Annotated in this window: 10 protein-coding genes and 1 pseudogene; 8 read left to right on the top strand and 3 right to left on the bottom strand. The window is 73.6% G+C overall.

The features are described from left to right. The first annotated feature begins 37 nt into the window (after positions 1-37). Entirely contained in the window at positions 38-907 is an 870-nt protein-coding gene (locus tag AC3CH1_RS08255) for a DUF3109 family protein (protein ID WP_488462315.1), read from the top strand. A gap of 38 nt (positions 908-945) precedes the next feature. Here the strand turns inward: AC3CH1_RS08255 and AC3CH1_RS08250 are convergent. Then, a pseudogene (locus AC3CH1_RS08250) lies at positions 946-2,876 on the bottom strand (BACON domain-containing protein). A gap of 180 nt (positions 2,877-3,056) precedes the next feature. On the opposite strand from AC3CH1_RS08250, the gene radA reads away from it, so the two are divergent. Both radA and disA read left to right on the top strand, forming a co-directional pair. Next, positions 3,057-4,478 carry a DNA repair protein RadA gene (gene radA / locus AC3CH1_RS08245; RefSeq protein ID WP_018959693.1) on the top strand — a complete coding sequence of 474 codons (1,422 nt, stop codon included), beginning with the start codon at positions 3,057-3,059 and terminating at the stop codon, positions 4,476-4,478. A gap of 79 nt (positions 4,479-4,557) precedes the next feature. After that, on the top strand, positions 4,558-5,682 hold the full coding sequence (disA, locus tag AC3CH1_RS08240) for a DNA integrity scanning diadenylate cyclase DisA (RefSeq protein ID WP_007456913.1): 1,125 nt from the start codon (positions 4,558-4,560) through the stop codon (positions 5,680-5,682). A 482-nt stretch (positions 5,683-6,164) separates the two neighbouring features. On the opposite strand, the gene AC3CH1_RS08235 is transcribed toward disA, so the two are convergent. Beyond that, complete coding sequence (locus AC3CH1_RS08235; protein ID WP_488462314.1) at positions 6,165-6,911, bottom strand: hypothetical protein; 747 nt, start codon at positions 6,909-6,911, stop codon at positions 6,165-6,167. Between the two features lie 292 nt (positions 6,912-7,203). Between AC3CH1_RS08235 and AC3CH1_RS08230 the strand changes: the two genes are divergently transcribed. The 5 genes from AC3CH1_RS08230 (at position 7,204) to cseC (ending at position 12,096) form a co-directional block, all read left to right on the top strand. Then, positions 7,204-8,109 (top strand): HhH-GPD family protein, encoded by a 906-nt coding sequence (locus AC3CH1_RS08230; RefSeq protein ID WP_488462313.1) that lies wholly within the window; start codon positions 7,204-7,206, stop codon positions 8,107-8,109. A gap of 304 nt (positions 8,110-8,413) precedes the next feature. Further along, entirely contained in the window at positions 8,414-9,085 is a 672-nt protein-coding gene (locus tag AC3CH1_RS08225) for a SigE family RNA polymerase sigma factor (RefSeq protein ID WP_488462312.1), read from the top strand. 230 nt (positions 9,086-9,315) lie between these two features. Then, a complete protein-coding gene (locus AC3CH1_RS08220) occupies positions 9,316-9,984 on the top strand; it encodes a hypothetical protein (protein ID WP_488462311.1) in 669 nt (222 codons plus the stop codon). Positions 9,985-10,048: 64 nt separating this feature from the next. Then, the gene (gene cseB, locus AC3CH1_RS08215) at positions 10,049-10,762 is read left to right on the top strand and encodes a two-component system response regulator CseB (protein WP_488462310.1); all 714 of its coding nucleotides are present in this window, start codon (positions 10,049-10,051) and stop codon (positions 10,760-10,762) included. After that, positions 10,759-12,096, top strand: a complete 1,338-nt coding sequence (cseC, locus tag AC3CH1_RS08210; protein ID WP_488462309.1) for a two-component system sensor histidine kinase CseC — start codon at positions 10,759-10,761, stop codon at positions 12,094-12,096. The genes cseB and cseC overlap by 4 nt, the downstream gene beginning before the upstream one ends. A 216-nt stretch (positions 12,097-12,312) precedes the next feature. Here the strand turns inward: cseC and AC3CH1_RS08205 are convergent, their stop codons facing one another. Then, a complete protein-coding gene (locus tag AC3CH1_RS08205; protein ID WP_488462308.1) occupies positions 12,313-13,017 on the bottom strand; it encodes a M23 family metallopeptidase in 705 nt (234 codons plus the stop codon). Positions 13,018-13,211: the final 194 nt, after the last annotated feature.

Below are 13,211 nucleotides of genomic sequence, written 5' to 3'. Positions count from 1 at the left end.
GGGAACGCTACTGCGCCGTCGGACTTACTCTGGGCGCGTGCCAAAGACGAAAAAGGCTAAGCAGGACAAAGCCACGAAGAAGCAGAAGTCGAACAAGCAGGCAGCGCAGCCGGGGGCGAGCGGGCCGGTCCCGTCCGCGGCCCCGTCCGATGAGAAGGGCATCGACTTCGCGCGGGCCTGGGTGGAGTTCCCCGACCCGGCCGACGACGAACAGGTCTTCCGCTGCGATCTGACCTGGCTGACCTCCCGGTGGACCTGCATCTTCGGCAGCGGCTGTCAGGGCATCCAGGCGGGCCGCGCGGACGACGGCTGCTGCACGCTGGGCGCGCACTTCTCCGACGAGGACGACGAGAAGCGGGTCGCGGGCCACGTGGCCCGGCTCACTCCCGAGCTGTGGCAGTTCCACGACGTCGGCACGGAGACGGGGTGGGTCGGCGTGGACGAGGACGGCGAACGCCAGACGCGCCGCTGGGAGGGCTCCTGCATCTTCCAGAACCGGCCCGGCTTTCCCGCCGGGGCGGGCTGCTCGCTGCACATCCTGGCGCTGCGGGAGGGCAAGGAGCCGCTGGAGACGAAGCCGGACGTGTGCTGGCAGCTGCCGGTGCGGCGGACGTACGACTGGATCGACCGGCCCGACGACACGCGGGTGCTCCAGGTGACGATCGGTGAGTACGACCGCCGGGGCTGGGGTCCGGGCGGTCACGACCTGCACTGGTGGTGTACCTCGGCCACCTCGGCGCACGGGGCCGGCGACCCGGTGTACGTGTCCTACCGCCCGGAGCTAATCGAGCTGATGGGCAAGGAGGGGTACGACCGGTTGGTGGAGCTCTGCGAGGAGCGGTTGTCGTCGCTGCTGCCGATGGCCCCGCACCCGGCGGACCCGCGTCCGGCGCCGAAGAAGCACTGAGCCCGGCCGGCGGGCCCTCGGCCCGCCGGGTCCGGGGCTCAGCCCGCCGGGTCCGGGGCGGAGGGGGCGGGGTCGGTCGGGGCCGGGTCCGTGGGGCTCGGGTCGGTCGGGTCGGTGGGGCCCGGTGTCGGTTCGGGCGGGTCGGTCGGGTCCGGCGGGTCCGTGGGGTCGGGCGGATCGGTGGGGTCGGTCGGGCCCGGTCCGGGGTCGGTGGGGCCGGGGTCGGTCGGAGCTGGATCGGTCGGGCCCGGGTCGGTCGGGCCGGGGTCCGTGGTGCCCGGGTCCGTGGGCCGGGGGGAGTCCGTTCCCGGGCGCGTGGGGCGCGGGCCGCCCGTCGTCGGGGCCGTCGCCCCGTGACCGTCGATGAGCACGGCGGAACCCGAGGGCGTCAGTGAGATCCGGGCCCGCCACGGTCCGCCCGGCTGCGCGTCCCGGATCACGGAGACCACGATCGTGGTGCTCTGCCCGGCCGCGAGCGTGCCGGACGTACGGCTGAGGCGCAGCCACGGAGCGTCCGTCACCGCCGACCAGCTGACCGGGCCCCGGCCGGAGGCGGTCAACGTGAGCGTCGTGACGGCCCCGGAGGTCCGGGCCGTCACCGCGAGCCGGGCGTCGCCGTGCCGGGCGCCGCCGGTGCTGACGACCTCGGCGGTGACATCCGGGACGCGGGCGCCGAAGCGGTCGCCGGGGCGGCCGTCGCCGGCGTGGCCGGTGTCGTCGGTGCCGTTGTAGGAGTCGCCGCTCGTGCCGCCGACGCCGTCGGCCTCCGTGGCGGTGACCGAGGTCCCGTCGTGGCCCTCGCCGGTCTGGGGCGCCCCCGGTACGCGGCCCACAGGGCGATCACGGGGGCGGCGACCACCGTCGCGACGACCGTGGTCGTCACGACCCGGGCGCGCAGCCGGTCCCGGCGGGCGGCCTGGTCCTTGGGGTCGAGCGGATACCCGGCCCGGTCGAAGCGCGGGCCGGCGGCGCGGGAGCGCTGGGCCTGGGCCATCGCGACGTACACGGAGGGGCGGGGGGCCTCGACGAGGGGCAGGGCGGCGACCGGGGCGAGGGCCGCTCCGGGCCAGGGCCCCGCGGCATCGGCCCGCTCGGCGGCACGGCGGCAGCGGGGGCAGTCGTCGACGTGCCGGACGAGCTCGCGGCGCAGGGCGGCGGAGAGCAGCACCTGGTGGTCGCCGGTGATCCGGGCGACGGTGGGGCAGCCGCCGCTCTCGACGACCACGAGGGCCGCGCGGGTGCGCTCCACCTCGCAGGCCGCGCCGGCCAGCAGCTCCCGGGCGGTGGCCGGCTCCAGACCGAGCACGGTGGCGACGGCGCGCGGGGCGAGCCCGTGGCGCACGGCCAGTTCGAGGGCTTCACGCTGCTCCGGGGTGGTGCCCGCGGCCTCGGGCCAGGCGAGTGTGGCGAGCTCCCGGCGGCGTGCCTCGGCGGCCGGCGACTCGGAGGGGGCGGGCGCGGTGGCGTCCTCGGGGGTGGCGGGCCAGGCGTGCTCCGGCGTGCGCCGGGCGGTGTGCGCCCCCGGATGCCAGGACGGCGCGGAGGCCGCGGAGGCCTTGGAGCCCTTCCGCGCTTCGGAGGCCCTGGCCGTCCGGGGCGGCTTGACCGTCCCCGGGGGACGGCGGTGGGCCTGGCGGCCGCGTCCGCGCTCGGTGAGGGTGCGCAGGCAGGTCCAGCGGGCCAGCGCGTACAGCCAGGATTTACGTTCCTCCTCGGCCGTGGGGCCCCGGGCGTCCTGCCGGTCCGCGACCGACAGGGCGGCGCCGAGCGCTTCGGCGGCCGCGTCGTGGTCGCAGAGCACGGAGAGGCAGTAGGTGAAGAGTCCGTCGAGATACGGCTCGTAACGTGCGGGCGGTCGCTGTGCCGGGGCGTGGGTCACTCGGCGGTGCGCCCGGTGTGCGCCGGTGGTGTGCGTCGGGGTCTCCAGCCTGCTGCTCGTCACCCGGCGACCGTAGGCAGAGGAGCACATGCCGCAAGTGCCCCTGGAGCACATTTAATCCTTACGGGTGAACGTATCCCTCGAAAGAGGACAGGGATCACGCATTCCGCCCGTGGTGCTCCGGCGCGCTTCCGTGCGCCCTGCGCGCGGAAGGGCCCCGCGCGCCGCCGCCCTGGAGGCGTTGTCGTACCCCACCTATACGGTGGCGCCATGGCTGCCCGTACGAAATCCGCGAAGGACCGGCCGTCCTACCGCTGTACCGAATGCGGCTGGACCACCGCCAAGTGGCTCGGCCGTTGCCCCGAGTGCCAGGCGTGGGGGACGGTCGAGGAGTTCGGCGGCGCCCCCGCCGTGCGCACCACCGCGGCCGGCCGGGTCTCCACGGCGGCCGTGCCGATCGGCCAGGTCGACAGCCGGCAGGCCACCGCCCGTTCGACCGGCGTCGGTGAGCTGGACCGGGTGCTCGGCGGCGGGCTCGTGCCGGGCGCCGTCGTGCTGCTGGCGGGCGAGCCGGGCGTCGGCAAGTCGACGCTGCTGCTGGACGTGGCGGCCAAGGCGGCGAGCGAGGACCACCGCACGCTCTACGTGACCGCCGAGGAGTCCGCGAGCCAGGTCCGGATGCGGGCCGACCGGATCCGTGCGATCAACGACCACCTCTACCTCGCGGCGGAGACCGACCTCTCCGCGGTGCTCGGCCACCTGGACGCGGTGAAGCCCTCGCTGCTCGTCCTGGACTCGGTGCAGACGGTCGCCTCGCCCGAGATCGACGGCGCACCCGGCGGGATGGCCCAGGTCCGGGAGGTCGCGGGGGCGCTGATCCGGGCCTCCAAGGAGCGCGGGATGGCCACGCTGCTCGTCGGCCACGTCACGAAGGACGGTGCGATCGCCGGGCCCCGGCTGCTGGAGCACCTGGTGGACGTGGTGCTGTCCTTCGAGGGCGACCGGCACGCCCGGCTGCGGCTGGTGCGCGGCGTCAAGAATCGTTACGGGGCGACCGACGAGGTCGGCTGCTTCGAGCTGCACGACGAGGGCATCACCGGTCTCGCCGACCCCTCCGGCCTCTTCCTGACCCGCCGCGACGTGGCGGTGCCGGGCACCTGTCTGACGGTCACCCTGGAGGGCAAGCGGCCCCTGGTCGCCGAGGTGCAGGCGCTCACCGTCGACTCGCAGATCCCCTCGCCCCGGCGCACCACCTCGGGTCTGGAGACCTCCCGGGTCTCGATGATGCTCGCCGTGCTGGAGCAGCGCGGCCGGATCACCGCGCTCGGCAAGCGGGACATCTACAGCGCGACGGTGGGCGGCGTGAAGCTCACCGAGCCCGCCGCCGACCTGGCGATCGCGCTCGCGCTGGCCAGCGCGGCCAGCGACACCCCGCTCCCGAAGAACCTGGTCGCGATCGGTGAGGTGGGGCTCGCGGGCGAGGTCAGGAGGGTCACCGGGGTGCAGCGGAGACTGGCCGAGGCACACCGTCTGGGCTTCACCCACGCGCTCGTTCCGACGGACCCGGGCAAGGTCCCGGCCGGTATGAAGGTCACGGAAGTCGCCGACATGGGCGACGCTCTGCGGGTCCTCCCGCGCCGGTCTCGTCAAGAGGCGCCGCAGCCTCGTCAGGAAGACAACGCGCGCCGGTAGACTTTGCCCTGGTCTCGCCCGCCCGTGGACACGGCATGGGGGACGCAAGGGCATCGCAACCTGTGACCGGAGGAGTGCAGTGGCAGCCAACGACCGGGCGACGACGCCCGGAAAGTCCGGCCAAGGCACCGGTAACGAGGCGCTGATGCGCGCCTCGTTGAGCGCGGTCGCGCCCGGAATGGCCCTGCGGGACGGCCTGGAGCGCATTCTCCGCGGCAATACCGGTGGGCTGATCGTGCTGGGCATGGACAAGACCGTCGAGTCGATGTGCACCGGCGGATTCGTGCTGGACGTGGAGTTCACGGCGACGCGCCTGCGCGAGCTGTGCAAGCTCGACGGGGCGCTGATCCTCGACAAGGACATGACCAAGATCCTGCGGGCCGGCGTGCAGCTGGTCCCGGACGCCTCGATCCACACGGAGGAGACGGGCACCCGTCACCGCACGGCGGACCGGGTCTCCAAGGCGTGCGGCTTCCCCGTCGTCTCGGTCTCCCAGTCGATGCGCCTGATCGCGCTGTACGTGGACGGGGAGCGGCGGGTCCTGGAGGAGTCCTCGGCGATCCTGTCCCGGGCCAACCAGGCGCTCGCCACGCTGGAGCGGTACAAACTGCGCCTCGACGAGGTGGCGGGCACGCTGTCCGCGCTGGAGATCGAGGACCTGGTCACCGTCCGGGACGTGACGGCGGTGGCGCAGCGGCTGGAGATGGTGCGGCGGATCGCGACGGAGATCGCGGAGTACGTGGTCGAGCTCGGCACCGACGGGCGTCTGCTCTCCCTCCAGCTGGACGAGCTGATCGCCGGGGTGGAGCCGGAGCGGGAGTTGGTCGTCCGGGATTACGTCCCCGAGCCGACGGCGAAGCGGTCGCGCACGGTGGCGGAGGCGCTGACCGAGCTGGACGCGCTGAGCCACACGGAGCTGCTGGAGCTGGCGGTGGTGGCGCGGGCGCTGGGCTACAGCGGCTCGCCCGAGACGCTGGACTCGGCGGTGTCCCCGCGGGGCTTCCGGCTGCTGGCGAAGGTGCCGCGGCTGCCTGGGGCGATCATCGAGCGGCTGGTGGAGCACTTCGGCGGTCTGCAGAAGCTGCTGGCGGCGAGCGTGGACGACCTCCAGACCGTGGACGGCGTCGGCGAGGCGCGGGCGCGCAGCGTGCGGGAGGGGCTTTCGCGGCTGGCGGAGTCGTCGATCCTGGAGCGGTACGTCTGAGATCGGCCGCGGGTGAGGGCGTCCTGGTGGCGCCCTCTTTCGCGTGCTGCCCAGCGCGGTTCAGCTCGCCCGGCCACCGCGCCCGTCCGGCGCTTGCGGGCGCCCTGGGCCACGACCTGCCCGCGTCCGGTGGTGAGGACGGGCCCGGGCCGCAACCAGCCCGTCCGGCGCGCTTGAGGACGGAACCCTCGGCCACAACCAGCCCGTCCGGCGTTTGAGGACGGAACCCCCGGCCCGAGCGGGCGGTGCTCATACGGGCTTGCCCGGGCCCCGTAAGCGCTTCGCCCGTCCGCCCGGACGGTTCCGTCCTCAAACGCCGGACCGGCTGGGTTCGCCGGACCCGCCCGACCCCGTAGACGCATCGCTCGTCCGCCCGGACGGTTCCGTCCTCAAACGCCGGACCGGCTGGGGGCTGGGCGGGCTGGGAATGGCCGACGAAGGGGCGGAGGCGGCCCCGGGGGGCCAGTGCCGTCTGGGCGCGGTCAGTCCTTCGCGAGGACGAACGACGCTCGCTGGACCGCCTCGCCCGAGGTCTTCGCCTCCAGGAGGTACGTCCCCGGGCCCGCCTTGCCGGCCGGCGGGGTCGCACAGCCGGGGGAGGACAGCGTGCGGTTCCAGTCGACCGTGTGGATCACCGTCGCGCCCGCCGGAACCTTCAGGAACAGCGGACCGGCCGCGGCGGGGCAGTCCTTCGAGGACCAGATCGGATCGTCGCCCTCGCCGCCGGCCTCGGTCACCGTGAGGACCGCGCTCTTCGGCCCGAGGTCGGCCTTGCACACGGCCGACGAGGTGTTCTTGGCGATCAGTTCGAACTTCGGCTTGTCGTCGGGGCCGTAACTGACCTTCGTCCGCAGGCTCAACCGCACCGCGTCCGGCTTGCACTCGGGGAGCGGGGAGCCGGCCGGGACCTGCTGGCCCGCAGTGCCGCCGCCACCCGCGCCCGAACCGGCCGTGTCCGCACCGCCCGTTGACGCCCCGTCGGGCGAAGCCCCGCCGCCCACGCCGCCGGAGGACGCACCCGCGCCACCGTCGGAGCCGCCCGAGCCGCCCGAGCCCCCGGAGCCGCCGTCCTCACCCGACTCGTCGCGGCCGCCGGGCTGTTGGCTGATCGCGGGGCCCGAGCGCGACGGCCCGGGAGTGATCGACTCGACCGGATCGGAGCCGCCGGACTTGCCGTCGTCCCGGCTTCCCCCACCGCCTCCGGTCGTCACGCCCCAGGCGATCAACACGGCGAGCAGCGCAACCAGAAGTCCCGCTACCGCCCTTCGTCGCCAGTAGATGCTGGAGGGAAGCGGACCGACCGGATTGCGCATAGATCCCACGTCCCGAACTCTACGAGAGATCCGGGCCCGCTCAGGCCCCACCCGCCGCTCCGGCGGCAAGTTTTGCCGATCATCATCACGGGGATCCGGTCACAGGGGACAGAACGGGTGGCGTTGTCACCTCCTGGGCCGCCGCGTGGGCCGACACTCCCCCGCCCGTGACCGCCGCTCCCTCTTCCGTGCCAGGATCGTCCGTGCGATGACTGCCATGACTTCGACACAGACGCCCCCCGCCGCCTCCCTCCACGCCCCCGTCATCGGGTGGTTCGAGCAGCATGCCCGCGATCTGCCCTGGCGCCGCCCCGAAGCGGGCGCCTGGTCGGTGATGGTCAGCGAGTTCATGCTGCAGCAGACCCCGGTGAGCCGGGTCCTCCCGGTGTACGAACAGTGGCTCGCCCGCTGGCCCCGCCCCGCCGACCTGGCCGCCGAGGCGCCCGGGGAGGCGGTCCGCGCCTGGGGCCGGCTCGGCTACCCGCGCCGTGCGCTGCGCCTGCACGGGGCCGCGCAGGCGATAACGGAACGGCACGGCGGCGATGTGCCGAGCGAGCACGCCCAGCTGCTGGCGCTGCCCGGGATCGGCGAGTACACGGCGGCGGCCGTGGCCTCGTTCGCGTACGGACAGCGGCACGCGGTGCTCGACACGAACGTCCGCCGGGTGTTCGCCCGCGCCGCGTCCGGGGTCCAGTACCCGCCGAACGCCACCACGGCCGCCGAGCGCAAGCTCGCGCGGGCGCTGCTGCCTGAGGAGGACGAGCGGGCGGCACGCTGGGCGGCGGCCACGATGGAGCTGGGCGCCCTCGTGTGCACCGCGCGCAACGAGGACTGCGACCGGTGCCCGATCGCCTCGCGGTGCGCCTGGCGGCTGGCCGGAAAGCCCGCGCACCAGGGTCCGCCGCGCAAGGGCCAGACGTACGCCGGCACCGACCGCCAGGTGCGAGGGCGGCTGCTGGCGGTGTTGCGGGACTCGGTGAGCCCCGTGGCCCAGGCAGCCCTGGACGCGGTGTGGGAGGAGCCGGTGCAGCGGACCCGTGCGCTGGACGGGCTGGTGGCCGACGGACTGGTCGAGCCGCTGGCCGACGGCCGGTACCGGCTGCCGCTGACCTGACCCCCGGCCCCGGCCCCGCCCGGGGCCGCCGGTCGTGGTCCGCGGTGCGCGGTGCGTAGCCCGTGATCCGTAGCCGTGAACCGTAGCCCGTGATCCGCGGGCCCCGACCCACGCCCCGGACCGCGGGGAGCGTCCTCTCCTGCGCTGTTACACAACCGATGGGCAGCCGTGCACCGGCCTACGGCTGCTCCGCACATCGCCGTGACAACGCCTCCGTAGCGTCTCCGACAGCAGGACGGCCGGACCGCGGAACACCCGCGGCCCAGCGGTGACACGGGGATGTTCGGGGACGGAGGCGGTTGTCATGGCGCAGGGCGAGGTGCTCGCGTTCGAGGACTACGTACGCACACGGCAGGAGGCGCTGCTGCGCAGCGCGCGCCGTCTGGTTCCCGACCCCGTCGATGCCCAGGACCTGCTGCAGACCGCCCTGGTGCGCACCTACGGCCGCTGGGACGGCATCGCCGACAAGTCGCTGGCCGACGCCTACCTGCGCCGCGTCATGATCAACACCCGTACGGAGTGGTGGCGGGCGCGCAAGCTCGAAGAGGTCCCGACCGAGCAGCTGCCCGACGCGAGTGTCGACGACGGCAGCGAGCAGCGGGCCGACCGCGCCCTCCTGATGGACATTCTGGGCATTCTGGCTCCCAAGCAACGCAGCGTCGTCGTGCTGCGACACTGGGAGCAGATGAGCACGGAGGAGACCGCCACGGCGCTCGGCATGTCGGCCGGTACGGTCAAGAGCACGCTGCACCGGGCCCTGGCACGACTGCGCCAGGAGCTGGAGAGCCGCGATCTGGTCAGCCGCGAGGCGGTCGCCCGGGAGACCGGGGGCCGCCGGAGCGCGGTGCCGGTCGCCTCCGCCCGTGTCCCCGCCCAGCGGTCGCCCGTCACGACGGTGCCGGGGGCGAGGGCACACACACCGGCGCAGCGCAACGGGCGTCACGACGAGCGGGGGATGGAGCGGTGCGCGGCCTGAGTGGCAGCAGCGGCGGCGGGGGCGGCTTCGGGGACGATTCCTTGGGCAGCGTTTCCAGGAGTGGCCCCGCGTCGAGGGATTCCTCCTCGAACAACTCCTCCCACTCCTCCCCGAGTGGTTTTTCCTCCACCGGATGCTCCGTGAGCAGTTCGTCCGTGAGAGGTTCCGGGGGCTCGGACGACGGCGACGATCCGGGAAGATCGGGCCGGAGCCGGGGATCCCGGAGCGGTATGGCGGCGAGTGGCACGGCCTTGGCCGGACTCGTCGCCTTCGGGCTGTTCGGCGTCGGCTGCTCCACGGGCGGCACGGGCACCCGGGACGAGGGCCCCGCCGGCAGTCAGCCGGTCGCCCAGATCACCCCCCGGGCCAGCCCCTCCGGCACGACCCCGCCCGTCAGACGGGTCGACGCCGTGCGGCTGCTCAAGGGCGACCCCAAGGTGGGCGAGCAGGTCAGGGACGGGCTCAAGCCCTGCGCGGGCAAGGCCTATCCGGTCGACACCTCCTACGGGTCGATGACGGGCGGCCGGGCCGCCGACGTGGTGGTGAACGTGATGAGCTGCGCCGACTCGGTGGGCGTCGGAACGTATGTGTACCGGGCGGACGCCGACGGCTCGTACAAGAACGTCTTCGCGGCCGAGGTCCCCGCCGTCTACGGGACGATCGACCGGGGCGACCTGGTGGTGACGACCCAGGTCTACGGGTCGAAGGATCCGCTGGCGTACCCGTCCGGCTCGGAGGTGGTCACCTACCGTTGGGCGAGCGACCACTTCACCGAGCACGACCGGGTGCACAACGACTTCAGCCGTGCCGTCGAGGGCACGGACGGCGAACTGCCGGTGCAGTCGGAGCCGGTGGAACCGGTTCCGTCGGAGGCGCCGGTGGAGCAGGGCAGGAACTGAGACCGGGCAGGCACCAAGCCGTGCCGGTGCGACCGGGCGGGAACGGAAAGCGAGAAGCAGCCCCATGGCCGAGACCCACGTCCTCTTCGTCGAGGACGACGACGTGATCCGCGAGGCCACCCAGCTCGCCCTGGAGCGGGTCGGCTTCACGGTCACCGCGATGCCCGACGGGCTCTCCGGCCTGGAGGCGTTCCGCGCCGACCGGCCGGACATCGCCCTGCTCGACGTGATGGTGCCGGGTCTTGACGGCGTGAGCCTGTGCCGCCGCATCCGGGACGAGTCGACCGTCCCGGTGATCATGCTCTCCGCGCGGGCCGACTCGATCGACGTGGTGCTGGGTCTGGAGGCCGGGGCGGACGACTACGTCACCAAGCCCTTCGACGGGGCGGTCCTGGTGGCCCGCATCCGGGCGGTGCTGCGCCGCTTCGGCCACGCGGCCGGGCCGGACGGGCTGGGCCGGGGCGGTGCGGAGGGGGACGCCGAGACGTTCGGCGGCGTGCTGGTCTTCGGTGATCTGGAGGTCGACACGGACGGCATGGAGGTGCGGCGCGCCGGTGAACAGGTGGCGCTGACACCCACCGAGATGCGGCTGCTGCTGGAGTTCTCGTCCGCGCCGGGCACCGTCCTGTCCCGCGACAAGCTCCTGGAGCGGGTCTGGGACTACGGCTGGGGCGGTGACACCCGCGTCGTGGACGTCCACGTCCAGCGGCTGCGCACCAAGATCGGCCAGGACCGGATCGATACGGTCCGCGGCTTCGGCTACAAGCTGCGCGGATGAAGCGGCTGGCCCTGCGGACCGGGGTCCGCTGGAAGATCAGCATCGCCATCGCGGCGGTGGGCGCGCTCGTCGCGGTGGCGCTGAGCCTCGTGGTGCACAACGCGGCCCGCGTCTCGATGATCGAGAACGCCCGTGAGGTACAGCTGGAGCGGCTGCTGGGCGCCCAGCGGTTCTACGAGGCGACGAGCATGCAGAAGGGCGGGCCGAAGTTCGGGGCGAAGCTCAACGACCCGACGATCCCGCCGAGCCTGCGCGACGAGGTCCGCAAGAACCGCCGGGCCACCCATGTGACGCAGGGCTCCGACGGGGTCCCCGAGGTCTGGGCGGCTCTTCCGCTGGCCGGCGGGGACGTGCTCTCGCTGCACTCCCGGTTCGCGGACCGCTCCGCCACGATCATGGACGACCTGGACCGGGCCCTGATCATCGGCTCGGTCTCGGTGGTCTTCGGCGGCTGCGCGCTCGGGGTCCTCATCGGCGGTCAGCTCTCGCGCCGGCTGCGCAAGGCGGCGGCCGCGGCGGGCCGGGTCGCCGAGGGGCAGACGGACGTACGGGTCAGGGAGGCCGTCGGCGGGGTCGTCCGCGACGAGACCGACGAGCTGGCGCGGGCGGTCGACGCGCTGACCGACGCGCTGAACGAGCGCATCGAGGCGGAGCGCCGGGTCACCGCGGACATCGCCCATGAGCTGCGTACCCCGGTGACCGGGCTGCTCACGGCGGCCGAGCTGCTGCCGCCGGGCCGCCCCACCGAGCTGGTACGGGACCGGGCGCAGGCGATGCGGACGCTGGTCGAGGACGTGCTGGAGGTGGCCCGCCTGGACAGCGCCTCGGAGCGGGCGGAGCTCCAGGAGCTGCCGCTCGGCGAGTTCGTCAGCCGCCGGATAGGCCTGCTGAACCCGGAGGTGACCGTGCGGGTGGTGCACGAGTCGTGGGTCTCCACCGATCCGCGCCGGCTGGAGCGCATCCTCGGCAATCTGCTGGGGAACGCCGCCAAGCACGGCTCGACCCCGGTGGAGGTCACGGTCGAGGGCCGGGTGGTGCGGGTCCGCGACCACGGTCCGGGGTTCCCGGAGGAGCTGCTGCGGGACGGGCCGAGCCGGTTCCGTACCGGAAGCATGGACCGGGCCGGGCACGGGCACGGTCTCGGCCTGACGATCGCGGCGGGCCAGGCGAGGGTGCTGGGGGCCCGGCTGACCTTCCGCAACGCGGCGCCCTCGGGCGCGGCGGAGGGCACGGGCGGGGCGATCGCGGTGCTCTGGCTGCCGGAGCACGCGCCGACGGTCACCGGGAGCTTCCCGGTGCTGCGGATGGCGGACCAGCGGCCGGCGTCGGACTGAGCCGGACGCGCGGTGGACGGTGGACGGTGGGGTGGAACGCCGACGGCGACCCCGAGGAGTGAGCCGTGAGGCTGTCCTCGACGTCGCCGTCGGACGGGTGACCCGGGCGCACGCCCCGGGTACCGGGGTGTAACGGGTCCACTGACTCTTTTCGGTTGTGCTGCGCGTCCGCCGGGCACGGGGCTCCGGCGTGGCCGCGCGGTTACGCCGGCCGGATCAGATGGAGACGTGCACCGAGCGGAGGAACGCGGCCGGGTTCAGCGCCGAGCCGTAGTTCGGGCTGGTGCGGATCTCGAAGTGCAGGTGCGGGCCGCTGGAGTTTCCGGTGTTGCCGGACAGGGCGATCTTCTCGCCCGTCTTCACGGTCTCGCCGACCTTCACGTTGACCTGCGACAGGTGCGCGTACTGCGAGTACTTGCCGTTGGAGTGCTTGATCACGACGGCGTTGCCGTACGCGGGGCCGTCGCCGGCGCCGTTCGGGCCGGCCTTCACGACGGTGCCCTTGTGGGCGGCCACGACATCGGTGCCGACCGGCACGGCGAAGTCCTGACCGGAGTGCTTGGCGGCCCAGCGGGCGCCGCCGGTGCCGTAGCTGGCGCTCAGCGTGTACTTCTTGACCGGGGACTTCCAGGAGGCGGCGTTCTTCTTCGCGGCCTTCTTCTTGTCCTCGGCCTTCTTCTTCGCGTCGGAGGCCTTCTTCGCGGCCGCCTCGGCGGCCTTGCCCTGCGCGGTCGCCTGCGCGGCGACGGAGTTGGCGGTCGTGCCCGCGGCCAGGGGAGCGGCAGCGGCTTCACTGCCGCTGGACGCGAACGCCGTTCCGGCACCCAGCACCACGGACGCTCCCAGGCCGGCGGCCAGGACGGCGCCACGGACGCGGAAGGCGGACGGGCGGATGGTGTGCTGGTTCGTTGCGCGCTTCATACGAGGAAGTCCTCCGAAGGTGAGTGGACCCGGCGTGCTGTCCGGGCTTGCTCCACCTTGGTAACCCGCACCCCCGCCGGTGCTCAAACCCCCCATATACGAAGAAAAGCCGTAGAGAGCGCTGGGGGAATTCGTCGCGCTTGTCCCTCTGCGAGGAGTCGACGCGGGCCATGAAATCCTTCGCACGGAGACGT

It is taken from the genome of Streptomyces sp. MGP-P1 (genome assembly GCF_057766565.1).
This window is presented reverse-complemented; position numbering and strand designations above follow the sequence as displayed.